The 24,389-nt window shown below is 60.7% G+C and carries 26 protein-coding genes; 18 read left to right on the top strand and 8 right to left on the bottom strand.

Translation table 11 applies throughout. The features are described from left to right. Positions 1 to 10: 10 nt before the first annotated feature. From nuoI to OH764_RS11115, 15 genes are all read left to right on the top strand, one after another. A complete protein-coding gene (gene nuoI / locus OH764_RS11185) occupies positions 11 to 499 on the top strand; it encodes an NADH-quinone oxidoreductase subunit NuoI (RefSeq protein ID WP_020069588.1) in 489 nt (162 codons plus the stop codon). A 210-nt stretch (positions 500 to 709) separates the two neighbouring features. Beyond that, positions 710 to 1,396 (top strand): NADH-quinone oxidoreductase subunit J, encoded by a 687-nt coding sequence (locus OH764_RS11180; protein WP_020069589.1) that lies wholly within the window; start codon positions 710 to 712, stop codon positions 1,394 to 1,396. Positions 1,397 to 1,416: 20 nt separating this feature from the next. Next, positions 1,417 to 1,722: an NADH-quinone oxidoreductase subunit NuoK gene (gene nuoK / locus OH764_RS11175; protein ID WP_013339863.1), complete on the top strand. Its 306-nt coding sequence runs from the start codon at positions 1,417 to 1,419 to the stop codon at positions 1,720 to 1,722. 17 nt (positions 1,723 to 1,739) lie between these two features. Continuing rightward, positions 1,740 to 3,815 carry an NADH-quinone oxidoreductase subunit L gene (nuoL, locus tag OH764_RS11170; protein WP_498846850.1) on the top strand — a complete coding sequence of 692 codons (2,076 nt, stop codon included), beginning with the start codon at positions 1,740 to 1,742 and terminating at the stop codon, positions 3,813 to 3,815. 14 nt (positions 3,816 to 3,829) lie between these two features. Next, a complete protein-coding gene (locus OH764_RS11165) occupies positions 3,830 to 5,320 on the top strand; it encodes an NADH-quinone oxidoreductase subunit M (RefSeq protein ID WP_498846849.1) in 1,491 nt (496 codons plus the stop codon). Between the two features lie 24 nt (positions 5,321 to 5,344). After that, positions 5,345 to 6,817 carry an NADH-quinone oxidoreductase subunit N gene (gene nuoN, locus OH764_RS11160; RefSeq protein ID WP_498846848.1) on the top strand — a complete coding sequence of 491 codons (1,473 nt, stop codon included), beginning with the start codon at positions 5,345 to 5,347 and terminating at the stop codon, positions 6,815 to 6,817. Further along, positions 6,817 to 7,113, top strand: a complete 297-nt coding sequence (locus OH764_RS11155) for a DUF2818 family protein (RefSeq protein WP_027776670.1) — start codon at positions 6,817 to 6,819, stop codon at positions 7,111 to 7,113. Before nuoN ends, OH764_RS11155 begins: the two co-directional genes overlap by 1 nt. Positions 7,114 to 7,156: 43 nt before the next feature. Further along, positions 7,157 to 7,747: an NUDIX hydrolase gene (locus tag OH764_RS11150; protein ID WP_498846847.1), complete on the top strand. Its 591-nt coding sequence runs from the start codon at positions 7,157 to 7,159 to the stop codon at positions 7,745 to 7,747. A gap of 316 nt (positions 7,748 to 8,063) precedes the next feature. Then, the gene (locus OH764_RS11145; protein ID WP_498846846.1) at positions 8,064 to 8,309 is read left to right on the top strand and encodes a hypothetical protein; all 246 of its coding nucleotides are present in this window, start codon (positions 8,064 to 8,066) and stop codon (positions 8,307 to 8,309) included. A 45-nt stretch (positions 8,310 to 8,354) separates the two neighbouring features. After that, positions 8,355 to 8,879 (top strand): helix-turn-helix transcriptional regulator, encoded by a 525-nt coding sequence (locus OH764_RS11140; protein ID WP_498846845.1) that lies wholly within the window; start codon positions 8,355 to 8,357, stop codon positions 8,877 to 8,879. 261 nt (positions 8,880 to 9,140) lie between these two features. Continuing rightward, entirely contained in the window at positions 9,141 to 9,566 is a 426-nt protein-coding gene (locus OH764_RS11135; RefSeq protein WP_498846844.1) for a DUF1178 family protein, read from the top strand. Between the two features lie 48 nt (positions 9,567 to 9,614). Continuing rightward, a complete protein-coding gene (locus tag OH764_RS11130) occupies positions 9,615 to 10,811 on the top strand; it encodes an acyl-CoA dehydrogenase family protein (RefSeq protein WP_214877686.1) in 1,197 nt (398 codons plus the stop codon). A 10-nt stretch (positions 10,812 to 10,821) separates the two neighbouring features. Next, the gene (locus tag OH764_RS11125; RefSeq protein WP_498846843.1) at positions 10,822 to 11,949 is read left to right on the top strand and encodes an acyl-CoA dehydrogenase family protein; all 1,128 of its coding nucleotides are present in this window, start codon (positions 10,822 to 10,824) and stop codon (positions 11,947 to 11,949) included. Between the two features lie 35 nt (positions 11,950 to 11,984). After that, the gene (locus OH764_RS11120) at positions 11,985 to 12,443 is read left to right on the top strand and encodes a MaoC family dehydratase (protein WP_498846842.1); all 459 of its coding nucleotides are present in this window, start codon (positions 11,985 to 11,987) and stop codon (positions 12,441 to 12,443) included. A gap of 2 nt (positions 12,444 to 12,445) precedes the next feature. Then, on the top strand, positions 12,446 to 12,925 hold the full coding sequence (locus OH764_RS11115; protein WP_498846841.1) for a MaoC family dehydratase: 480 nt from the start codon (positions 12,446 to 12,448) through the stop codon (positions 12,923 to 12,925). Positions 12,926 to 13,014: 89 nt separating this feature from the next. Here OH764_RS11115 and OH764_RS11110 read toward each other — a convergent pair whose 3' ends face one another. The 6 genes from OH764_RS11110 to OH764_RS11085 form a co-directional block, all read right to left on the bottom strand. Next, positions 13,015 to 13,716 (bottom strand): glutathione S-transferase family protein, encoded by a 702-nt coding sequence (locus OH764_RS11110; RefSeq protein ID WP_498846840.1) that lies wholly within the window; start codon positions 13,714 to 13,716, stop codon positions 13,015 to 13,017. Between the two features lie 144 nt (positions 13,717 to 13,860). Beyond that, positions 13,861 to 15,117, bottom strand: coding sequence for an acyl-CoA dehydrogenase family protein (locus OH764_RS11105; protein WP_498846839.1), 1,257 nt, complete (start codon positions 15,115 to 15,117; stop codon positions 13,861 to 13,863). Between the two features lie 120 nt (positions 15,118 to 15,237). Beyond that, positions 15,238 to 16,344, bottom strand: a complete 1,107-nt coding sequence (locus OH764_RS11100; protein ID WP_498846838.1) for a phosphotransferase — start codon at positions 16,342 to 16,344, stop codon at positions 15,238 to 15,240. Positions 16,345 to 16,364: 20 nt separating this feature from the next. Next, the gene (locus OH764_RS11095) at positions 16,365 to 17,081 is read right to left on the bottom strand and encodes a histidine phosphatase family protein (protein ID WP_498846837.1); all 717 of its coding nucleotides are present in this window, start codon (positions 17,079 to 17,081) and stop codon (positions 16,365 to 16,367) included. A 10-nt stretch (positions 17,082 to 17,091) separates the two neighbouring features. Continuing rightward, a complete protein-coding gene (locus tag OH764_RS11090; RefSeq protein ID WP_020069605.1) occupies positions 17,092 to 17,880 on the bottom strand; it encodes an oxepin-CoA hydrolase, alternative type in 789 nt (262 codons plus the stop codon). Beyond that, the gene (locus OH764_RS11085) at positions 17,877 to 19,442 is read right to left on the bottom strand and encodes a 3-hydroxyacyl-CoA dehydrogenase (RefSeq protein ID WP_498846836.1); all 1,566 of its coding nucleotides are present in this window, start codon (positions 19,440 to 19,442) and stop codon (positions 17,877 to 17,879) included. Before OH764_RS11085 ends, OH764_RS11090 begins: the two co-directional genes overlap by 4 nt. A 123-nt stretch (positions 19,443 to 19,565) precedes the next feature. Between OH764_RS11085 and OH764_RS11080 the strand changes: the two genes are divergently transcribed. Then, positions 19,566 to 20,213, top strand: a complete 648-nt coding sequence (locus tag OH764_RS11080) for a glutathione S-transferase family protein (protein ID WP_498846835.1) — start codon at positions 19,566 to 19,568, stop codon at positions 20,211 to 20,213. Positions 20,214 to 20,334: 121 nt separating this feature from the next. On the opposite strand, the gene OH764_RS11075 is transcribed toward OH764_RS11080, so the two are convergent. Next, complete coding sequence (locus tag OH764_RS11075) at positions 20,335 to 21,507, bottom strand: pyridoxal phosphate-dependent aminotransferase (protein WP_498846834.1); 1,173 nt, start codon at positions 21,505 to 21,507, stop codon at positions 20,335 to 20,337. A gap of 124 nt (positions 21,508 to 21,631) precedes the next feature. Next, positions 21,632 to 22,147: a PIN domain-containing protein gene (locus OH764_RS11070; RefSeq protein WP_498846833.1), complete on the bottom strand. Its 516-nt coding sequence runs from the start codon at positions 22,145 to 22,147 to the stop codon at positions 21,632 to 21,634. 57 nt (positions 22,148 to 22,204) lie between these two features. On the opposite strand from OH764_RS11070, the gene yaaA reads away from it, so the two are divergent. Both yaaA and OH764_RS11060 read left to right on the top strand, forming a co-directional pair. Beyond that, on the top strand, positions 22,205 to 22,987 hold the full coding sequence (yaaA, locus tag OH764_RS11065) for a peroxide stress protein YaaA (protein WP_020069610.1): 783 nt from the start codon (positions 22,205 to 22,207) through the stop codon (positions 22,985 to 22,987). A 76-nt stretch (positions 22,988 to 23,063) separates the two neighbouring features. Then, the gene (locus OH764_RS11060) at positions 23,064 to 24,218 is read left to right on the top strand and encodes a M14 family metallopeptidase (protein ID WP_498846832.1); all 1,155 of its coding nucleotides are present in this window, start codon (positions 23,064 to 23,066) and stop codon (positions 24,216 to 24,218) included. Positions 24,219 to 24,389 lie beyond the last annotated feature (171 nt).

Here is a 24,389-nt window from a genome sequence, read left to right as displayed (position 1 = left end):
GGATGAACTCATGACCGCAATCCAAAATTTTTTCAAGACCTTCTTTCTGACGGAGCTCCTCAAGGGCCTCGCGCTGACCGGACGCTATACGTTCCAGCGCAAGGTCACGGTGCAGTTCCCGGAAGAGAAGACGCCGATGTCGCCGCGTTTTCGTGGCCTGCATGCGTTGCGCCGCTATGAGAATGGCGAAGAGCGCTGCATCGCATGCAAGCTGTGTGAAGCCGTGTGTCCCGCGCTCGCCATCACGATCGAGTCGGAAACGCGCGAGGACAACACGCGCCGCACGACGCGTTACGACATCGACCTGACCAAGTGCATCTTCTGCGGTTTTTGCGAGGAAAGCTGTCCGGTCGACTCGATCGTCGAGACGCACATCCTCGAATATCACGGCGAGAAGCGCGGCGATCTGTACTTCACGAAGGAAATGCTGCTGGCCGTGGGCGATCGCTACGAAGCGGAGATCGCCGTGAACAAGGCTGCCGACGCACCGTATCGTTGAACGTTCCAGTTGTCGAAGCGGTAGATGCGGCAGTCGCGCATCGATATCAGTAAATGCAGCAGTAACACGGCCTGTTGTCGGGCCGAGCGCCGCGGCCTGAGCGCCGCGGCACGGCGCACCTGTGCGGCTGTTCTGGCGGGTTTCACGCTGTTGCCAGACACACGTGCCAAAGAAAATGCCTGACGATGGCCTAACGATGAACCGGTAATCATGGAATTCACGACCGTACTGTTCTACATCTTCGCGCTGCTCCTGGTGGTTTCAGGGCTGAAGGTGATCACCTCGCGCAACCCGGTGTCGTCCGCACTGTTTCTCGTGCTGGCGTTCTTCAACGCAGCCGCGATCTGGATGCTTCTGCAAGCCGAGTTCCTCGCAATCCTGCTGGTGCTGGTCTATGTGGGCGCCGTGATGGTGCTGTTCCTGTTCGTCGTGATGATGCTCGACATCAACATCGACGTGCTGCGAAAGGACTTCAAACGCTTCGTACCGATGGCCACCGTGGTGGGCGCGATCATCGTGCTCGAAACCGCGCTGATCCTGTGGCACGGCTACGGCGCGACCAGCACCGTGGTGCGTGACACGACCGCCGCCGCGAACGGCATGGGCGACTGGTCGAACACTCGCCTGATCGGCAAGGTGATCTACACCGACTACATCTTTGCATTCGAAGTCGCCGGCCTCGTGCTGCTGGTGGCGATCATCGCGGCAATCGCGCTGACCACGAGCCACAAGAAAGACAGCAAACGCCAGAACGTCAGCCAGCAGGTGAAGGTGCGTGCCCAGGACCGTGTGCGCGTCGTCAAGATGCCGTCGGAAAAGAGCGCTGCAACCGTCGCGGCGGAAGAAGCCGCAGCAGCGGCGGCAGCTGCCGAATCGGCATCTGCCAAGAACAGCTGAGCGGACAGGAGATAGAAACCATGTTGACCCTTGCTCATTACCTTGTGCTCGGCGCGATTCTCTTTGCGATAAGCGTCGTTGGCATTTTCCTGAACCGTCGCAACGTCATCATCATCCTGATGGCGATCGAACTGATGCTGCTCGCGGTGAACACCAACTTCGTCGCTTTCTCGCATTACCTCGGCGACGTACATGGTCAGATTTTCGTCTTCTTTGTGCTGACGGTTGCGGCAGCGGAAGCGGCAATCGGCCTCGCAATTCTGGTGACCCTGTTCCGTAGCCTCGACACGATCAATGTCGAAGATCTCGATCAGCTCAAAGGTTAATTTCAGGAAAAGCGGTTATGTCCACGATACTCAATGAAAACCTGCTGCTAGCGATTGCGCTGGCACCGCTGGCCGGTTCCCTGGTTGCTGGGCTGTTCGGCAAGGCGGTAGGGCGCGCGGGTGCGCACTCGGTCACCATTCTCGGCGTTGCGATTTCGTTCGTGCTGTCGATGATGGTGTTCTTCCAGGTGCTGGACGGCGCGAGCTTCAACGCGACCGTCTACGAATGGATGACGATCGGCAAGACGAAGTTCGAAGTCGGCTTCCTCGTCGATTCGCTGACGGCAATGATGATGTGCGTCGTGACCTTCGTGTCGCTGATGGTGCACATCTACACGATCGGCTACATGGCCGACGACGACGGTTATCAGCGCTTCTTCTCGTACATCTCGCTCTTCACGTTCTCGATGCTGATGCTCGTAATGAGCAACAATTTCCTGCAGCTGTTCTTCGGCTGGGAAGCAGTGGGTCTCGTGTCGTATCTGCTGATCGGCTTCTACTTCACGCGTCAGTCGGCGGTGTACGCGAACATGAAGGCGTTCATCGTGAACCGCATCGGCGACTTTGGCTTTCTGCTGGGTATCGGCCTGCTGTTCGCGTTTGCCGGATCGATGAACTACGGCGACGTGTTTGCAAAGCGCACCGAACTCGCGGCATTGAGCTTTCCGGGCACCGATTGGGGCCTGCTGACGGTAGCCTGCATCTGTCTTTTCATCGGCGCAATGGGTAAGTCGGCGCAGTTTCCGCTGCACGTGTGGCTGCCCGATTCGATGGAAGGCCCGACGCCGATTTCCGCGCTGATTCACGCGGCAACCATGGTGACGGCCGGTATCTTCATGGTCACGCGCATGTCGCCGCTGTTCGAACTGTCGGATACGGCGCTGTCGTTTGTCATGGTGATCGGTGCGATTACCGCGCTGTTCATGGGCTTCCTCGGGATTGTCCAGAACGACATCAAGCGTGTGGTGGCGTATTCCACGTTGTCGCAACTCGGCTACATGACGGTCGCGCTCGGCGCGTCGGCTTACCCGGTCGCCGTGTTCCACCTGATGACGCACGCGTTCTTCAAGGCACTGCTGTTCCTTGGCGCCGGTTCGGTGATCATCGGTATGCACCACGATCAGGACATGCGCAACATGGGCGGCCTGCGCAAGTACATGCCCATTACGTGGATCACGTCGCTCGTCGGTTCGCTCGCGCTGATCGGCACGCCGTTTTTCTCAGGCTTCTATTCGAAAGACTCGATCATCGACTCGGTAAAGCTGTCGCATCTGCCGGGTTCGGGCTTTGCATACTTCGCCGTGGTGGCCAGCGTTTTCGTTACCGCGCTGTATTCGTTCCGTATGTACTTCATGGTGTTCCACGGCAAGGAACGCTTCCGCGATCCGAAGCATCCGGACTCGCCGATGGGCGCGGAAGCCGCGGCACACGGTCATGGCAATGGGCACGACGCGCATGGTCATGATCACGGTCACGACGACCACGGTCACGCTCACGAGCCGCATGAAACGCCTTGGGTCGTCTGGCTGCCGCTCGTGCTGCTCGCGATTCCTTCTGTCGTGATCGGTGCAATCGCAATCGGTCCGATGCTGTTCGGCGACTTCTTCCAGCACGGTGTGGCGTTCGACAAGGTGATTTTCATCGGCGAAAACCATCCCGCATTGCACGAAATGGCGGAAGAGTTCCACGGCTGGGCGGCAATGGGGCTGCACTCGGTGGCGGGTCTGCCGGTCTGGCTGGCGCTCGCGGGTGTCGTCGTCGCGTGGTTCCTGTATCTCGTTCGCCCCGAATTGCCGGCTACCATCAAGCGCGTGTTCGGACCGATCTACACGCTGCTCGACAACAAGTACTACATGGACAAGATCAACGAAGTCGTGTTCGCGCGGGGCGCCGTGGCAATTGGCCGTGGTCTCTGGAAGGAAGGCGACGTCGTCGTGATCGACGGTATCGTCAATGGCAGCGCACGCTTCATCGGCTGGTTCGCCGGCGTGATCCGCTTCCTCCAATCCGGCTACATCTATCACTACGCGTTCGCCATGATTATCGGCATGTTGGGGCTCCTGACCCTGTTTGTAACGCTCGGCGGCAAATAAGGCGAGGGACACTAATGCACGCTTATCCGATTCTCAGTATCGCCATCTGGTTGCCGATCCTTTTTGGCCTGCTGGTTCTGGCCATCGGTTCTGACCGGAACCCGGGCCCCGCGCGCTGGGTCGCGCTGATCGGCTCGGTCGCCAGCTTCATCGTGACGATTCCGCTGATCACCGGTTTTGATTCGAGCAGCGCAGATTTGCAGTTCGTCGAAAAGGCGAACTGGATTGAACGGTTCAACATTACTTATCACCTGGGCGTCGACGGCATCTCGATGTGGTTTGTCGTGTTGACCGCATTGATCACCGTGATCGTCGTGATCGCCGCGTGGGAAGTGATCACGAAGAACGTTGGCCAGTATCTCGCGTCGTTCCTGATTCTGTCGGGCATCATGGTCGGCGTGTTCAGCGCAGCTGACGGCATGCTGTTCTACGTGTTCTTCGAAGCGACGCTGATCCCGATGTACATCATCATCGGCGTGTGGGGCGGGGCGAACCGCGTGTACGCGGCGTTCAAGTTCTTCCTGTACACGTTGATGGGTTCGCTGCTGATGCTAGTCGCGCTGCTCTATCTGTACGTCCAGACCGGCACGTTCGACCTGGCGACCTGGCAGCATGCACAGATCGCGATGACGCCCCAGGTATTGCTATTCATAGCGTTCTTCATGGCGTTTGCCGTGAAGGTGCCGATGTGGCCGGTTCACACGTGGTTGCCTGACGCCCACGTGGAAGCGCCGACGGGCGGCTCGGTGGTGCTGGCGGCGATCATGCTGAAGCTCGGCGCCTACGGTTTCCTGCGCTTCTCGCTGCCGATCACGCCGGACGCCAGCCACTTCCTCGCGCCGGTTGTCATTACGCTGTCGCTGATCGCAGTGATCTACATCGGTCTGGTCGCGATGGTGCAGGCCGACATGAAGAAGCTGGTCGCGTATTCGTCGATTGCACACATGGGCTTCGTCACGCTCGGCTTCTTCATCTTCAACCAGCTCGGCGTTGAAGGCGCGATCGTCCAGATGATCTCGCACGGCTTTGTGTCGGGCGCAATGTTCCTGAGCATCGGCGTGCTGTACGACCGCATGCACTCGCGTCAGATCGCGGATTACGGCGGCGTCGTCAATGTCATGCCGAAGTTTGCGGCCTTCGTGATGCTGTTCTCCATGGCAAATTGCGGCTTGCCGGGCACCTCCGGTTTCGTCGGCGAATTCATGGTGATTCTGGCTGCCGTCCAGTACAACTTCTGGATCGCGGGCGGCGCGGCTGTCACCCTGATTCTCGGCGCGGCCTATACGTTGTGGATGTACAAGCGCGTGTACTTCGGCGCGGTCGCCAACGACCACGTGAAGAGCCTTGTCGACATCAGCCGCCGCGAGTTTTTCATGCTGGCAGTGCTTGCCGCACTGACACTGTTCATGGGCCTGTATCCGAAGCCCTTTACCGATGTGATGCACGTATCCGTGGAAAACCTCCTCTCCCACGTTGCGCAGTCCAAGCTGCCGTTGTCTCAGTAACGCAGAGCGGAGGAATTAAAGACCATGCAAAACGCCCCTATGACTGCCCTGTTGCCCGACGCACTGGTGATGCTCGCCGTTGTCGTCGCGTGGCTCAACGACACGTTCGTCGGCCAGGCCGGTCGCCGTATCACGTACCTGATCGCGGTTCTGTCGACGCTCGTCGCCGGCATCTGGTTCGCGGTCAATGCGTTCGACCCGTCGGTGCACTACTTCTTTAGCCGCATGTATGTGGTCGACTCGTTCGCGAGTCTGATGAAAGCGGTGGTAACGCTCGGCTACACCGTCTCAATAGTGTATTCGCGCCGCTACCTCGAAGATCGCGGCCTGTTCCGCGGCGAGTTCTTCCTGCTGGGCATGTTCTCGTTGCTCGGACAGCTCGTCATGATCTCGGGCAACAATTTCCTGACGCTGTACCTCGGTCTCGAACTGATGTCGCTGTCGCTGTATGGCGTGATCGCCCTGCGTCGCGAAGCCGCGCCGTCGAACGAAGCTGCGATGAAGTACTACGTGCTCGGCGCGCTGGCTTCCGGCTTCCTGCTTTACGGCATTTCGATGCTGTACGGCGCGACCGGCTCGCTCGACCTGAACGAGGTGTTCAAGGCAATCGGGCAGAGCCACTACGACCCGAGCGTGCTGCTGTTCGGCGTGATCTTCATCGTGGCGGGTGTTGCGTTCAAGATGGGTGCGGTGCCGTTCCACATGTGGGTGCCTGACGTGTATCAAGGCGCGCCGACGGCCATGACGCTGCTGGTTGGCGGTGGGCCGAAAGTCGCGGCATTTGCCTGGGGTCTGCGCTTCCTCGTCATGGGACTCTTGCCGCTCGCCGTCGAATGGCAGCAAATGCTGGTGATCCTGGCGGCGCTTTCGCTGATCGTCGGCAATATCACCGGTATCGTGCAGCGCAACGTCAAGCGTATGCTCGCGTACTCGGCGATCTCGAACATGGGCTTCGTGCTGCTCGGTCTGCTGGCCGGCGTGGTCGACCACAAGACCACGGGCGCTGCCAGCGCGTACGGCTCGGCGATGTACTACAGCATTGTCTATCTGATCACGACAATGGGGACGTTCGGCGTCATCATGCTGCTCGCACGCCGCGAATTCGAAGCCGACACGCTGGAGGACTTCAAGGGTCTGAATCAGCGCAGCCCGGTGTTCGCGTTCGTGATGATGGTCATGATGTTCTCGCTGGCCGGCATTCCGCCCGCAGTCGGTTTCTACGCGAAGCTCGCGGTGCTGCAGGCCACCATGAACGCTGGCCTGACTTGGCTGACGGTGCTTGCCGTGATCACGTCGCTGTTCGGCGCGTTCTACTACCTGCGTATCGTCAAGCTGATGTATTTCGACGAGCCGCAGGACAAGTCGGCGATCGTGGCCGATACGGGTACGCGCGCGTTGCTCGCGCTCAATGGCGTTGCCGTGCTGGTGCTCGGTATCGTGCCCGACCCGCTGTTGAAGGCTTGCCTGCAGGCTATTCAGCACACCCTGTCGTTCTGATGTCCGCAGCGGGCTGGTTTATTGTGCTGTTGGCACTGGTCGGTGCCAACCTGCCGTTCCTGAATCAGCGACTCTTCGCCGCCGTGCCGCTCAAGGCGGCGAAGAAAAGCGCATGGATCCGGATTGCCGAACTGATCGTGCTGTACTTTGTGGTCGGCGCGTTGGGTTTTCTGCTTGAAGCGCGTGCGGGCAATCGCTTTGATCAGGGCTGGCAGTTCTACGCGATCACATTTGCGCTATTCGTTGTGTTCGCGTTCCCCGGCTTCACCTTCCAGTATCTCGTCAAACGCCGCTGACGGCGTCCCGCCGTCGCGCACCACGCTGTTCCGAGGTCCGCATATGGCTGAACTTCCCGATCACGACGCCGCGCTCACCGAGACGTGTGTCGAGAGCAAAACGGTTCATCAAGGGCCGTTTCTGACGCTCAAGTGCGACACGGTTCGCCTGCCGGACGGCAAGCATGCCACGCGCGAATACGTGCAGCATCCGGGCGCCGTGATGGTGATTCCCATGTTCGACGACGGCCGTGTGCTGCTAGAGAGCCAGTATCGCTATCCGATGGGCAAGGTCATGGTCGAATATCCGGCCGGCAAGCTCGATCCGGACGAAGGCGCATTGACTTGCGCGGTGCGCGAGTTGCGTGAAGAAACCGGATACACGGCGCGTGAGTACGTGTATCTGACGCGCGTTCACCCGATCATTTCCTATTCCACCGAGTTCATCGACATCTATCTTGCGCGCGGCCTTACGGCCGGCGAGCGCAAGCTGGACGACGGCGAGTTCCTGGAACTGTTCACTGCGACGGTTCCCGAAGTGTCGGAGTGGGTACGGACCGGCAAGATCACCGACGTGAAAACGATAATCGGGACGTTCTGGCTGGAAAAGGTGTTGGCGGGTGCCTGGCCGCTCGCGCAGCCGCAGTCGCAATAGTCCCGCCATCGGGCGCCGGGCGGCGCTTACGTCGCATGCATACAGCCCCTGTCGGTCGATGACCGGCGGGGGCTTTTTCATGGCGATTCGCCGCCGGGCAACAGCATCTGCCGCATTGTCTGAACAAGCGCGCCATTGTCTTATGCCATTAGGCCGTCTCGCTTCGTTGCCGTGATAACTCTAGTATGAATCTCCCAAGGCGTCTTCATCGCTCACGTGTTTCGGATAACGAAATATTGAAGCGCTTGAGTCGGACGAGGCAGGCACAAGTTGTCACTTGACAACTTGTGCCGCGAGTACTAAATTGGAGGTCCGGATGGTTCGTCGAACCCATGCAAAGAAAGAGATAGAGGCCGCGTTGACCTATGCCGAGCGGCGCGGCTGGCGCATACGCAGTGGCGGAACGGGTCACGCTTGGGGAAAGATGTATTGCCCTCATAAAGAGGCGGAATGTCGCTGCGGGGAATTCTGCATTTCGAGCGTATGGAGCACGCCGAAAAACGCCGTGAATCACGCCAGACACTTGCGGCGCGTTGTCGATAATTGCACGGCGCACCGTTAGCAAACGTTGAGTGGCAAGCCTTGAATGAACAAGCAGGAGTAGCACATGGAATATACATTTACGTTGAAGTACAAGCTTGCCGCGCAAGACTGCGATCTCGACGCGATCGTCGAGAGGTTGGGCGCAGCGGGGTGCGACGACGCTACGATCGGCGTGGGGCAACCGGGGCGGCTCGCGCTGGTCTTTTCGCGTGAAGGGACGTCCGCGCTCGAGGCGTTGGTCAGCGCGCTCGGTGACGTTAAAGAGGCGGTGCCGTCGGCGCGACTGGTCGAGGCAGGGCCGGATTTTGTGGGACTGACCGACGTAGCGGAGATTGCCGGCGTGTCGCGGCAGAACATGCGCAAGTTGATGCTGAGCCATGCGGTCGAATTTCCGCCGCCGGTGCATGAGGGAAGTGCGTCAGTCTGGCATCTGTCCGACGTGCTTGACTGGCTGAACTCGCGCGGCGGGTACGATATCAACGCAGAGGTATTCGACGTTGCCAGATCGGCCAAACAGATCAACCTGGCAAAAGAGGCACGAGGACTTGAGCCACGGCTTAATCGAAGACTGGAATGCCTCGTGGCTTGAATCCGGCTCTGAGCAGAGTCAGCAATGGGGGCTTCGTCGACAGACTCATCGCGGCTCGCCCGCGGCCTACGTTCTAGGGTTGACGTCGCGCTTTGCGGTATCTGGCCTTCGGCAGCGGTTTGCCCAACGCGTTAAAATCGCCAACCACGTCTGATTTTGTGGGCAGCGCGTAATCGCGGCTCGCCCCGCATGAAGTTTTTACGAACGACCGTTCACAAATTTTTGATTTGCGCTAAACTGGCACGCAAGCCCTGATTCCACATGAAGGTCCTCGATTTACAGTGTCCGCACGGCCATCGGTTCGAAGGCTGGTTCGCTTCGGCTGATGACTTTGAATCGCAGCAGTCCCGCAAGCTGGTCGAATGTCCACTTTGCGGCGCGAAAGAGGTGAGCCGTTTGCCGTCGGCCCCGCGCCTCAATCTGTCGGGTGCGACGGAAGCAAAGGCGCCGGCGGAACCCGGCGAATTGCAGGCGCGTGTCATGCGCGCATTGCGCGAGGTACTGGAAAAGACCGAGAACGTGGGCGACCGCTTCGCTGAGGAAGCGCGGCGCATTCACTACAACGAAGCGCCCGCGCGCAATATTCGCGGTGTCACAACACCGGAAGACGCGCGAGCTTTGGTCGAAGAAGGCATCGAAGTGATGCCGTTGCCGGTCCCGGCTGCTTTGAAGGAACCTCTGCAGTAACGCAGTGGCTCTCTGGCGGCGGGCGGTGGCGGCCAGGAGACACTACGTATGAATCTGGACTATTCCCCTACTGAAACGGCGTTTCGCGCCGAGATCCGCGTTTGGCTCGAAGCCAATCTGCCCCGCGAGCTGAGCGAGAAAGTACTCAACCATAAGCGTTTGAATCGCGAAGACTTCGCAAGCTGGCACAAGCTGCTAGGTACGCGAGGCTGGTCGGCTGTGGCTTGGCCCAAGGAGTATGGCGGCCCCGGTTGGGACGCGACCCAGCGGCATATCTGGGACGAAGAGTGCGCACGTGTCGGTGCGCCTACCGTATTGCCGTTCGGCGTGTCGATGGTCGCGCCCGTTCTCATGAAGTACGGTAGCGAAGCTCAGAAACGCTATTACTTGCCGCGTATTCTCGACGGCACCGACTGGTGGTGCCAGGGTTACTCCGAGCCGGGCTCGGGCTCCGACCTCGCGTCGCTGCGAACACGCGCCGAACGTGTCGGCGACCACTACGTCGTCAATGGCCAGAAGACCTGGACCACGCTGGGGCAGCACGCAGACATGATGTTCTGCCTCGTGCGCACGGACAGCGGCGCGAAAAAGCAGGAGGGCATCTCATTCCTGCTCATCGACATGAAAACGCCGGGTATCACGGTACGGCCCATCATCACACTCGACGAAGACCATGAGGTCAACGAAGTCTTCTTTGAAGACGTGAAGGTGCCCGTCGAAAATCTGGTCGGCGAAGAAAATCGCGGCTGGACTTATGCGAAGTATCTGTTAGGACATGAGCGCACGGGCATCGCGCGCGTCGGTCAATCCAAGCGCGAACTGGTTTTTCTCAAGCGCCTTGCGCTCGACACAAACAAGAACGGCAAGCCGCTACTTCATGACCCGGTATTCGCTGCAAAGGTCGCTAATCTCGAAATCGAACTGATGGCGCTCGAAGTCACCGTGCAACGCGTTGTCGCTAATGAAGCGGGCGGACGTGGACCAGGACCGGAGGCGTCGATGCTGAAGATCAAGGGCACGGAGGTGCAACAAGCGTTGACCGAGCTCATGTTCGAGGCTGTGGGCCCTGCCGCCGCGCCGTTTGACGTACCGTTCCTCGAGGGTGAGCGCGAGCACAGCATCGCCGGAGACGACGACGCTGCGCCGTTGGCTGCGTACTACTTCAACTTCCGCAAGACGTCGATTTACGGCGGCTCGAACGAAATTCAAAAGAACATCATCGCGCAGATGATTCTGGGACTTTGAGGAGCGGCGCATGGACTTCACTTTCAACGACGAGCAACAGCAACTTGCCGACGCGCTGCGCCGCTATCTGGAAAGGAACTACAGCTTCGAAGCGCGCCAGGCGATCGTGAGATCGGATGTCGGGATCTCGGAAACGCATTGGGCCGCTTTAACTGAATTGGGCTTGCCGGCATTGCCTGTGCCCGAGGCCCAAGGCGGCTTCAATGGCGGAGCCGTCGATATGCTGGTCGTCATGCAGGAGCTCGGCCGCGCGTTGGTGGTCGAGCCTTACTGGGCCACCGCGGTTGGCGTCGAAGCGCTGCGTCTTGCCGGCACGGGGCAGGGCGAGGACGCATCGCTGCTGGAGCGCGCGGCGCAAGGCGAGATCAAGCTGGCCGTGGCGTTTCATGAGCCGAAGGCTCGCTACGATCTGTTCGAGATCGCGACAGTCGCGACCTCGCAAGGCGAACAGCACACGCTGACCGGTACGAAGTCAGTCGTGCTGCACGGCGCGCAGGCGAATTACTGGATCGTGCCTGCGCGTTCGAACGGCGAGATCGCGCTCTTTGTCGCGCCGCGCGACGCGGCAGGCGTCAAGATCACCGATTACCGAACCATCGACGGCCAACGCGCAGCGACGCTCGAATTCGACGGCACGCCCGCGCGCCAATTGCGCGGCCAGCACTCAGGCGCGGCGGCGTTGGATCACATCGCCGACTACGGCACGCTGCTGCTCTGTGCTGAAGCGGTTGGCGCGCTGGACGCATTGAACACCGCGACCGTCGACTACACAAAAACTCGCCAGCAGTTCGGCCAGCCGATTGCGCGCTTTCAGGCATTGCAGCACCGCATGGTCGAGATGCTGATTCACGCCGAGCAGGCCCGCTCGGTCACGTACCTTGCCGCCATGCGCTATTCGAGCGAAGACGCCGATCAGCGTCGCCGCGCGATCTCCGCCGCGAAAGTACGTGTGGGGCAAGCGGCGCGTTTCGTCGGCCAGCAAGCGGTTCAATTGCATGGTGGCATGGGCGTGACGAACGAGGTCGCGGCCGCGCATCTGTTCAAACGTCTCGCTATTATTGAGACCACACTGGGCGATGTCGATCATCATCTTGCGCGGTTCGCTGCGCTGCCCGATTTTGCCAGCATCGAAGTTTAAGTGGCCGATTGAATCGACCGCAAGGAGATAGAGCAATGGCTTTGAGTTACGAGGACATGACGGTCGGATCAACGACCGAGATCGGCAAGCATACTTTCACACGCGACGAGATCATCGAATTCGCTGAGAAGTTCGATCCGCAACCGTTCCATCTGAACGAGGCCGCAGCTGAGAAGTCGCCGTTCCGGGGATTGGTGGCGAGCGGCTGGCATACGTGTTCGGTCATGATGGGCATGCTGGTGCGTAACGCGCTGGCGGACTCCACGTCGATGGGGTCGCCCGGCATCGACGAGATACGCTGGCTCAAACCGATACGCGTCGGCGATACGATCACCATGACGAATTCCGTGCTCGACAAGCGCATCTCTGAAAGCAAGCCGGATCGGGGCATCGTATCCACGCAATGGGCGGGCATCAATCAGCATGGCGAGACGGTCGTTACGGTGCGCTCGAAAGGAATGTTCGGACTGCGCAATCCGGGCGCGGCGTCGTGACAATGGAGAGCACGCCACCGGCTGCCGCGTTCCGGAATGCCGCGGCGTTGCGTGCGCTTGTCGGAGCGGCGCCGCTCATTAGCGACTGGGTGACGATCGACCAGCAGAGCGTCGATCGTTTCGCGCAAGCCACCGGCGACCACCAATGGATTCACGTGGATCCGGAGCGGGCGCGGCGCGAGTCGCCCTTCGGCGGCGCAATCGCGCACGGCTTCATGACTCTCTCACTGATCCCCACGCTGCTGGAAGAAACGGTACGGCTCGAGCAGCGGATAGGCGTGAACTATGGGTTGAATCGCGTGCGGTTTACTTCGCCGGTACTTGTCGGCTCGCGATTGCGTGCACAGTTCGCCGTCGCGTCCGTCGCCGACGTCGATGCCGGCAATGCCGGCGTGCAAGTAGTGTGGAATGTCACGTTGGAGCGGGCGGGCAGCGAACGGCCCGTGTGCGTCGCCGAGTTCATCACTCGCCATTATTTCTGACGCCTGCGATCGATACGAAAAGACGGCGTAGACGGCAAGCGCTTCGGCTCACGCTTGCTTGCCATCTTGCCGCTCCACACTTCGATCCTTTAATGCTTCGCGTATTGCGTCGCGCCGAACAGCACTTCTTTCGCCTTGTCGTCCATGAGAGGCTTGCGAGCGGACGCCAGCACTTCGACGCCGCGTACAACCGCCGGGCGCGCCGCGATTTCCTCGTGCCATCGCTTCACATTTGGAAACGCATCGAGTTCGATGCCCTGGTTTTGCCACGAGCGGGTCCACGGGAACGAAGCGATGTCCGCAATCGTATAGTCGTTTCCAGCGAGGTACTGAGTTTTGCCAAGCTGCTTGTCCATGACGCCATACAGGCGCCGCGTTTCGTTCGTATAACGGTTGATCGCGTACTCGATCGGCTCGGGCGCATAGACACGGAAGTGGTGTGTCTGCCCCAGCATCGGACCGAGACCGCCCATCTGAAACATCAGCCATTGCAGAACGGAATAACGCTCAGCCGGATCAGTCGGCAGGAAGCGGCCCGCTTTCTCGGCGAGATAAATCAGGATTGCGCCGGACTCGAACAACGCGAACGGTTTGCCGTCCGCGCTCTTTGGACCTTCGGAATCCACCATGGCGGGAATCTTGTTGTTCGGACTGATATCGAGAAATTCGGCCTTGAACTGATCGCCAGCGCCGATGTTCACTGCGTGCACCGCGTACTCGAGTCCCGTCTCCTCGAGCATGATATGAACCTTGTGGCCGTTCGGGGTCGCCCAGCTATAGACGTCGATCATCCTCGCTCCTTTCGTTCTGTAAAGCGGCGCTCCAAGGAGCGCCGCGCTTGTCGAAAATTAGAGCATAGATCGCACGATGATGCTGGCGGCGCCCACAGATGCGCGCCTCGCCAGCGGTACTCGAGACGACGTTCGAGCAAGACGTCAGACGCGCGCAGCCGGTGTCTCCATACTAGCCGCCGCAGGCTCGATGTAACGCGCGAGCTCGAGTTTCGCGATTGCGTTGCGATGCACTTCGTCCGGACCGTCGGCGAAGCGCAAGGTCCGCGCGGAGGCGTAAGCATAAGCCAGCGGGAAATCGTCGCTGACGCCGCCGCCGCCGTGCGCCTGAATGGCCCAGTCGATTACCTGACACGCCATGTTCGGCGCGACGACCTTGATCATCGCGATCTCGCCGCGCGCGCCCTTGTTGCCGACGGTGTCCATCATGTACGCGGTTTTGAGCGTGAGCAGCCGTGCCTGTTCGATCATGCAGCGCGCCTCGGCGATGCGTTCCTGCGTGACGCCTTGCGTGGCAACGGGCTTGCCGAACGCGACGCGTTGCATCGAGCGTTTGCACATCAATTCCAGCGCGCGCTCCGCAAGTCCGATCAGACGCATGCAGTGGTGGATGCGTCCCGGTCCAAGACGCCCTTGTGCAATCTCGAAACCTCGGCCTTCGCCGAGCAGCATGTTCGTTGCAGGCACGCGTACGTTGTCGAGCGTGATTTCCATATGGCCATGCGGCGCGTCGTCGTAGCCAAAAACGGAAAGAGGGCGGTGCACCGTGACGCCTGTCGCGTCGGCGGGCACGAGAATCATTGACTGCTGCTGATGGCGCGGCGCATCGGCATCCGTCTTGCCCATCACGATATAAATCTTGCAGCGCGGATCGCCCGCGCCCGAAGACCACCACTTGTGACCATTGATCACGTAGTAGTCGCCATCGCGCACGATGCTGGTCTGAATATTGGTCGCATCGGACGACGCCACTTCCGGCTCCGTCATCAGAAAGGCAGAACGAATCTGCCCTTGCAGAAGAGGTTCGAGCCATTCGCGTTTGTTCTCTTCGCTGCCGTATCGCTCGATTGTTTCCATGTTGCCGGTGTCGGGCGCATTGCAATTGAACACTTCCGGCGCCCACGGCACCCGGCCCATGATTTCGCACAGCGGCGCATATTCGAGGTTGGTCAACCCGGCGCCGCGCACGGAGTCGGGTAGGAACAGATTCCACAAGCCCGCGTCGCGCGCATTCTGCTTGAGTCGCTCAATCAGTTCAGTCGGCTGCCATGCGTTGCCGTTCAGCCGGTTTTGCGCAATCTCCGCGTAGAACGCTTGTTCGTTCGGATAAATGTGCTCGTCAAAGAAGGCGAGCAGTTTTTCGCGCAATGCCTGAACTTTCGGCGTGTAATCGAAATTCATCTATGGACCTCGCGGATAACGGACGGAATTTAATATGGGCGCTGCTTGCTGTGCTTTTTGCTATTCGCTATTTGCTGCGCGCAGGCGTGGTCAGCAGTCTCGCGGCGTACTCAAGCGCGGTCAACGCACTTTCTGCGCATATTGCCAGGCGAGTTCGGCCATCGGCTTTGCCCGGCGGCCGGCGTCGAGCGCCTGCGCGCTGGCCGCAGTGCCGTCGACCACACGCTTCATGATGCCCTGCAGAATCGCGGCGATGCGGAACATGTTGTACGCGAGGTAGAAATTCCAGTCGCCCTGAATTTCAAAGCCCGTGCGCTTGCAATAACGCGCGACGTACTGCTGTTCGTCGGGAATGCCGAGCGCCGACCAATCGAGACCGGCGATGCCGCGAAACTGTGCGGGATCGACATGCCACGACATGCAGTGATAGGCGAAGTCGGCGAGCGGATCGCCTAACGTGGACAGTTCCCAGTCGAGCACCGCAAGCACTTTCGGTTCCTCGCGATCGAAAACGAGGTTATCGAGCCGGTAGTCGCCATGCACGATCGACGCGCGCTCGTCGGATTGCGTCGGCATGTGCTGCGGTAGCCATTCGATCAGGCGCTGCATTGCGTCGATAGGCTCGGTCTCGGACGCAAGGTACTGCTTGCTCCAACGGCCGATCTGACGCGCGAAATAGTTGCCAGGCTTGCCGTAGTCCGATAGTTCCACGCTCGTGGGATCGACGCTGTGCAGCGCTGCAATCACGCGGTTCATCTCGTCATAGATTGCGCTTCGTTCACTGGCAGTCATGCCTGGCAGCGACTGGTCCCACAACACGCGGCCATCGACGAACTCCATGACATAGAACGCACGGCCTATCACGCTTTCGTCTTCGCACAGGGCCAGCATTTGCGCGACAGGTACGTCGGAGTCTGCGAGCGCATGCATTACGCGGTATTCACGTTCGATAGCGTGCGCAGACGGCAGCAACTTTGCCGCCGGTCCGGGCTTCGAGCGCATCACGTAGGCTCGCGACGGCGTGACGAGTTTGAATGTCGGATTCGACTGGCCGCCGGCGAACTGCTCGACCGTTAGCGGTCCGGAGAATCCATCGACATGCTGTGTCAGCCAGGCGGCAAGCGCTTCGTCGTTAAAGCGCTGCCGCTCATTGACCGGTCGCGTGCCCTCGAAGGCAGAGTAGTCCGCCTGCTGTTCCGGCTCGCCGCTTTGTGTGGCTTGCACCATCTGTCTCCTCCGGTTTGGGTTCAGCTACGCGTGTATTGGATGAATTGTGCGTAGAGGATTTCCATCGTCGTATTGCGGATGTCGCGATGCAGCGGCGACGGCGGCGAGTAATTGATCGCGCGCAGCACCCAGTCGCGCGGTGCTTCGCCGACGTCGAGCGCGTTAATGCAGCCGGTCGCCTGCGCGAGATGGCCGAAAAATGTGCGTCCACCCGCGGTAAGCGCATGCGAAAGGATTGCGCGATTCACGCCGCCATGCAGCACTAGCAGAACGGTGTCCCACGAGGTGTCCTCGCGCAGGGCCGCCACGGCGGGCAGCACGCGATCGAACAACTCGCCGATCGTCTCACCGTCGAGAAAACGCGTGCTCTCCGGCACGATTCCGTCGAACACACCGAGAAACGCGGCCTCGATATCTTCCAACGGAATATGGCGCAGCTTGCCGCCGCGAATCTCCTGCCATGCAGGCTCGATTTCCAGTGTGATCTGCTGACCCGTCTCGGCCAGCACGCGCTGCGCGGTTTCAACAGTGCGCGGCAAGCCGCTCACGATCACGCGATCGAACCGAACCTGCTGCTCTGCAAACACCCGGCCCGCCGCGCTCGCCTGTTCGCGGCCATTGGCGTTTAGCGGCACCGTTTCGGGATCGATCGTGCGGCCTGAATCGTCAAAGTACGTCACGTCGCCATGACGCATTAAAAAAATGCGGCGGCGTTTAGGCAACTGATAAGGGGGCATGGTTTCTCGCTCACTTATAAACGGGCGCGCGTTTTTCGAGGAACGCGGAAATGCCTTCGAGTCCCTCCCGATGATGCAGCGACGCGACGAAGTTATCGCGCTCTGCGACCAGGTGTTCGGAAAGCGGCTGCGTGCCGGCCGCACAGACGAGGGTCTTGATGCGCGCCACCGAGTTCGGCGATATTTTGCCGAGTTCGTCGGCCCATGCGATGGCGGCGTCGCGCGCGGTGCCCGGCTTCGTCAGTTTGTTGACGACGCCTAGTTCGTGCAAACGTGCCGCGCCAATCGGCTTGCCTTCGATCAGCACTTCGGTCGCGAGCTGGCGAGGCAAGGCCTGCGCGAGAAACCACGAGCCGCCGCCGTCGGGCGTGAGGCCGACCCGGGCATACGACATCACGAACTTGGCGTCGTCGGCCGCGACGATCAGGTCGCACGCGAGCGCAAGCGAGAATCCCGCGCCGGCTGCCGCACCGTCGACGGCGGCAATCACGGGTTTCGAGGACAGCCGCAGCGCCGAGATCCACTCGGCTAGCAAATCGATACTCTGCGCCTGGACCGACGGATCCTTCGCGCGGTTCTCGAGCAGTCGGTTCAGGTTGCCGCCTGCACAGAAAAAATTGTCCGCGCCCGTGATCACCACGGCGCGGATCGACGGATCACGTTCCACTGAATCGAGCGCCTCGATGCCGGCCGCGTACATGTCGGGATGCAGTGCGTTGCGTGCGCCCGGGTTGGACAGCGTGAGTACAAGCGTCGATTCGCTTTCGGTAGGGCGCGAGGTCAGCAGTTCGGCGCTCATTGTTGGGTCTCCGGATTCTCTGTTTGAGTGTCGGCGGCGTCGCTCCGAGTCAGCGACATGCCGAGTTGCGCGCGGCGTGCGAGCCACGGCGAGGGGCGGTAGCGTGGATCGCCGAGCACGTCGAACATATTGCGCAGGATGGCGAGGATGGTTTTCGCACCGAGCGCGTCGCCGAGCGCGAGCGGCCCGCGTGGATAGCCGAGGCCGAGCATGACGGCGAGGTCGATGTCCTCTGGCGTCGCAATCTGCTTTTGCGCGATATCACAGCCGATGTTGACGATCGTGGCGACCACGCGTTGCGCGACGAAGCCGGTGGAATCGCGGATCACGGTGACGGGCACGCCGTCGGCCGAAAAAAGCGCTTGTCCTGCGTCACGTGCGGCACGGGTTGTCGCGGGCGTGGTCATCAACGTACGGCGCTGCGTGCCGACGAGCGGAAAGAGTGTGTCGATAGCGACGACGCGGCTCGCGTCCAGCGCTTCGTCGACCGCGGCCGTGGTCGCGTCGTGACCGTACGGCGTGACGACGATCAGCGAGTCCGCAGCGGGCGAGGCGCCGTCGTCGAGCTTCACGCCCGCTTTGTCGACGAGTTCCACGACGGCCTGGTACGCCTCCCGATAGCGCTTGCTGACCCACACGCTGGTCGGCAGCGTGGCCGGCGCCGGTGCTTCGGCAGGCGTCTGCTGCTTGCCGTCTTCGTACCGATAAAAACCTTCGCCCGTCTTGCGGCCAAGCAGCCCACCTGCCAGCCGTGTGCCGGTGATAGGCGAGGGCGTGAAGCGCGGCTCTTCATAAAACTGATGGTAGATCGACTCCATGACCGGATGCGATACGTCGAGTGCTGTCAGATCGAGCAATTCGAACGGGCCGAGACGAAAACCCGCCTGCTCGCGCATGATCCTGTCGATATCGACGAAGCTCGCCACGCCTTCGCCCGCCACGCGCAGGCCCTCGGTGTTCATGCCGCGGCCCGCGTGATTGACGATGAAGCCAGGCATGTCTTTCGCGCGCACCGGCGTGTGGCCCATGCGGCGCGCGAGATCCAATAATGCGTCGCCTGCCTGGCGGTCGGTGCGCAGGCCGTCAATCACTTCGACGACTTTCATCAGCGGGACCGGATTGAAGAAGTGATAGCCGACCACGCGCGAGGGGTCCGTGCAGCCGGCCGCGATTGCCGTGATGGATAGCGAAGACGTGTTCGACGCGAGCACGCAACGTCCGCTCACCACGGTCTCCAGTTCGCGAAAGAGCGCCTGCTTGACGTCCAGCTTCTCGACGATCGCCTCGATGACCAGATCGCAATCCGCCAGGTCGTTGATCGCGTGCGCGGCCGTGACGTTGGCGAGCGCTGCAAGCGAGCGCGCCTGCTCGAGCTTGCCTTTGGCGGTCAGTTTGGCGAAAGTTTCGGCGAGATAGTCTCGTGCGGCGCCGATCGCAGCGGGGTTGGCGTCGTACAGACGCACGGCGAGGCCCGCGAGTGCAGCGATCTGTGCAATGCCGCGGCCCATTGCTCCGGTCCCGACAATGCCGATTGTCTCTATGCTGAAGTTGCGAGAGGTCATTGTGTTGCTCGACTCCATGGTTATTTTAGAATAGCACGATCGTACAATTCATTTGATGATCGCCCGGGGGCCGCCTTCAATCCATTCGGCGGTCTCACACACCGAAGAAGGAAGGAGACAACGATGATCAGGCTCTGCGGGTTCGCGCTCTCTAACTACTACAACAAGGTGAAGTTCGTTCTGCTCGAACACGCTATCGAGTTCGAAGAGGTGCTCGTACAGCCGAGCCAGGACGAGGCCATCCTCGCACACTCGCCGCTTGGCAAAGTGCCTTATCTGCAAACCGAAGAGGGCGATCTGTCGGAATCGCAATGTATCGTCGAGTACCTGGCCGCGCGCTTTCCCGACAAGCCGATTTTTTCCCCCGAGCCATGGGAGGCGGCCAAGGAGCGCGAGTTGATCACCTTCGTGGACGTGCACCTGGAACTGACGGCACGCAACCTGTACAAGGAAGCATTTTTCGGTGGCACGTTGACCGACGCGACCAAGGGCCGGGTCGAGAAGCTGCTCACGCATCACATTGCGGGCTTCAGGCGGATCGCCCGATTCACACCGTATTTGCGCGGGGAACGGTTCAGTGTCGCGGACGCAGCGGGCTACGTGAGTTTGCCGCTCGTCGGCATGGCCACACAGGCTGTCTACGATCGCGATTTCCTGCTCGACGCGGGTCTCGACTGGAAGAGCTACGTGAAGACGATCAACAGCCGGCCGGCCGCGCAGCGTGTGACCGAAGACCGGAAGGCGTACATTGCGGCGTCGCGTCCGGCCTGACGCATAGCCCTGTGAGATCCGAGGCGAACCGCGACGCGAACTTCGACGCGTAACGCACGCGTTGACGGTTGCGCGCGATGGCGAGGAACGTGGGTTCGTTCGCAGCATCGCGCGTGACATGCTAGAGGCGCGCGAGTCGTTCAAGCGCGGTGGCGAGCGTGCTTTCCTGCTTCGCGAAACAGAAGCGCACGACGCCCGACTCATGCGCTTCGTGATAGAACGCCGACACCGGAATGGCAGCGACGCCGATTTCGCCCGTCAGCCACTGTGCGAAATCTGCTTCGGGCAGGTCGCTGATTGCCGAATAATCGACACACTGGAAGTACGTGCCGGTACAGGGCAATAGTTTGAAGCGCGAATTGGCGAGGCCGGCGCGGAAGAAGTCTCGCTTGCTCTGATAGAACGCCGGCAGTTCGAGATAGGGCGCCGGGTCCTTCATATATTCGGCCAGTCCGATCTGCATCGGCGTGTTCACTGTGAACACGTTGAACTGATGCACTTTGCGAAATTCAGCGGTGAGCGCAGCCGGCGCGGTGACATAGCCGACTTTCCAGCCAGTGACGTGATACGTCTTACCGAAACTCGATACGACGAAACTGCGCTGCGCCAGTTCTGGGTAGCGGGCCACGCTCTCGTGCGGCGCTCCGTCGTAGACCATGTGTTCATATACTTCGTCCGACAGAATGAGCACGTTGGTGCCGCGCACGATTTCTTCGAGCTTGCGCATGTCTTCGGCGCGCCAGACGGTGCCCGTCGGATTGTGCGGCGTGTTGATCAGCAGGAGCCGGGTTTTCGGCGTGATCGCGGCGGCGAGCTTGTCGAAGGGGATTGCGTAGTCGGGCGCCTCGAGCGTGACGAATACCGGCTTGCCGCCCGCCAGTTCGATTGACGGTAGGTAACTGTCGTACGTCGGCTCGATCACGACTACTTCGTCGCCGGGGTGGACCGTGCAGAGAATCGCCGTGAGCAGTGCCTGCGTCGCTCCGGCCGTGATCGTTATTTCGGTGGTCGCGTCGTAGCGGCGGCCATACACGTTTGCGATCTTGTCGGAGATCGCCTCGCGCAGCGGCGCGGCGCCCGCCATGGGCGGATACTGGTTGTGGCCGTCGCGCATTGCGTTCGCAACCGCATCCACGATCCGGGGATCGCAACCGAAGTCTGGAAAGCCCTGACCAAGATTGACTGCGCCTTTTTCGGCGGCGAGCGCGCTCATAACGGTAAAGATCGTCGTGCCCACATTCGGCAGACGCGATGGGAACGAGGGACTCATGGGCGTGTCGTGCGGTGCATTCATAGCGCTGTTCGGGCGTGACGAGTGAGTGGACGAAGGCATCGTTTTCAAACCGGCGAAGCCTGATTGTAGGGAATAGCGGCAGGGCGTGCGCGCCTGCCGTGGGCCGTTAGCCGTTCGGCCAGGGTTATACCGGACTCTCCACCGGTGCGGCGGCCCCGCTCGTCGAACCGCTGACCACGCCAGTAAGCAAAGCGGCGAAGGGCGCCGGCTGTGCAATCTGAAACCCGAAATCCCGTGCGACCCGCTTCGCAAGTTTCAGCACCGCGCGATCTTTCGACACGAGCCAGTCGGCGCGCGCGGCGTGCGCGAGTTCGAGAAATTTCTGATCGTCGCGGTCTTTGCATTTCGGCAGTGGACGCGAGTCTTCCGGCTCGGCGACAAGTTCAACCATTTGCGCGAGCCGCGCGACGACGGCGAGCGCGGCGGACTTATCCACGTTGCGACCGGCAAATTGCGGATAGTCCAGCACGTAAGTCAGTTCGGCGAGGCAGCGGGCGTCGATCACTGCGGCGAGCGAGCCGTTTTCCAGCGCGGCGCGAATTGGACGCGTGTGCGGGTCGTCGAACACGAGAATATCGATCCACACGTTCGAATCGAGAACGACGCGCAAATCGTCGTGTGAGGCATGGGAACCGGGCATTCGTTACAATCTGGCTTTCGTCTTTGACCGCCAGGCACGGCGTGCCTGCAAGCCTCTATGATAATCGTTCTGTCGCCGGCGAAATCGCTCGACTACGAAACTCCACCGCACGTCAAAAAACACACAATCCCCGATTTCGTCGACGATGCCGCCGAATTGATCGGCGGTTTGCGTCGTTTGTCGCCGCAGCAGATCGCTTCGCTGATGAGCATTTCCGACCAGTTGGCGCACCTCAATTTCGAGCGCTACGCGCAGTGGTCGCCGCGCTTCGGCACGGACAACGCGAAGCAGGCCGTGCTTGCGTTCAATGGCGACGTGTACGAGGGCTTCAACGCGAAGACTCTGTCCTCGGCAGATCTGGATTTTGCGCAGAACCATGTGCGCGTGTTGTCAGGTCTCTATGGTTTGCTGCGCCCGCTCGACCTGTTGCAGCCGTACCGGCTGGAGATGGGTACACGCCTGCCCAATCCACGCGGCAAAGACCTATATGCGTTCTGGGGCGAGCGGATCACGCAGGCGTTGAACGCCCAGTTGAAAAAGCGCGCTGCAAAATCCCGTGTGCTGGTGAATTGCGCGTCGGGCGAATATTTCAAATCGGTCAAGCCGAAGCTGCTTGAGGCACCGGTCGTTACGCCCGTGTTCGAGGACTGGAAGGGCGGCCGCTACAAGATCATCAGCTTCCATGCGAAGCGGGCTCGCGGTTTGATGGCGCGCTACGCGGTAGAAAACCGCCTCGACGAGCCCGAGCAACTGAAGGGGTTCGATTCTGAAGGCTATGCGTTCGACGCCGAAGCTTCGAACGATTCCACGTACGTATTTCGCCGCCGCGTCGCTGAATGAGCGCGGTGCCCCCAGCGGGGCGCCCAGCGGATTACCGCCCAGCGGATTGCCGCCCACATATGCAGGAAATGACATCATGAGTTTATCGATTACGAGCAACTTCGACGGCGGCGCAATCGAGGTGCTGTCTTGCGCCGAGGCCGGCAATATCCGCTTGCGCGTGCGGCCCGACAGCCACGCGGAGTTCGCGCAGTGGTTCTACTTCCGCCTCTCCGGCGCGGCGGGCGAGCGCTGCGTGATGACCTTCGAGAATGCGGCGGCGTGCGCGTTCGCGGAAGGCTGGCGCGACTACCAGGCTGTCGCCAGCTATGACCGCGTGAACTGGTTTCGCGTGCCCACGTCGTACGACGGCCGCGTGCTGACGATCGATCACACGCCGGAATTCGATCGCATTTATTACGCGTACTTTGAACCGTACAGCGAGGAGCGCCACTCCGAGTTTCTCGGCGCAGTTCAGCAGATGCCGCAGGCCACGCTTACCGAGTTGGGCACGACCGTCGAAGGCCGGCCGGTGTCGCTGCTCACGCTCGGCACACCGCAAACCGGCGACGTCGCAAGGAAAAAGATCTGGCTGATCGCGCGTCAGCATCCGGGCGAGACCATGGCCGAATGGTTCATTGAAGGACTCGTGAAGCGGCTGGTCGGCTGGGGCGATTGGGCGGGCGATCCGGTGGCACGCAAACTGTATGACCACGCGGTGTTCTTCATTGTGCCGAACATGAATCCGGACGGCAGCGTGCGCGGCAACCTGCGCACGAATGCAGCCGGCGCCAATCTGAATCGTGAGTGGATGGAACCGGACGCCGCGCGCAGTCCCGAGGTGCTCGTAGTGCGTGACGCGATTCACGCAACCGGCTGTGACCTCTTTTTCGATATTCACGGCGATGAGGCGCTGCCTTACGTCTTCGTGGCCGGCTCGGAGATGCTGCCGGGATTCACTGAGCGGCAAGGCGAGGAACAAAAAGCGTTCATCGAAGCGTTCAAGCAGGCAAGCCCTGATTTCCAGAACGAGCACGGCTACGCCGCGAGCAAGTATCGCGAAGACGCGCTCAAGCTGGCTTCGAAATATATCGGCAACGAGTTTGGCTGCCTTTCCTTGACGCTCGAGATGCCCTTCAAGGACAACGCCAACCTGCCGGACGAACGAGTGGGCTGGAACGGCGAGCGTAGCGCGTCGCTCGGCGCGGCGATGCTGCAAGCCATCTTGCGGCATGTAGAGACCTTCGCCTGAGTTCGCCCCATTGACGAAGGCACACATGCATTGCGTGTGTGCCTTTTTTGTTGGCTGCTCGGAACGGCCAGCGCGTTTTTGCGCCTTCCCGGTTTGCTGACAAGGAGCGCGAATTCGCCCGATTGTCGAATTCAGTAACGCTGCAATCGTGCATTGGTGCTTGCACGATTC

It is taken from the genome of Burkholderia sp. M6-3 (assembly GCF_050858985.1).
GTDB classification, from domain to species: domain Bacteria; phylum Pseudomonadota; class Gammaproteobacteria; order Burkholderiales; family Burkholderiaceae; genus Paraburkholderia; species Paraburkholderia caledonica.
The sequence above is the reverse complement of the archived record's forward strand: the minus strand, read 5'-3'. Positions and strand labels throughout refer to the sequence as shown.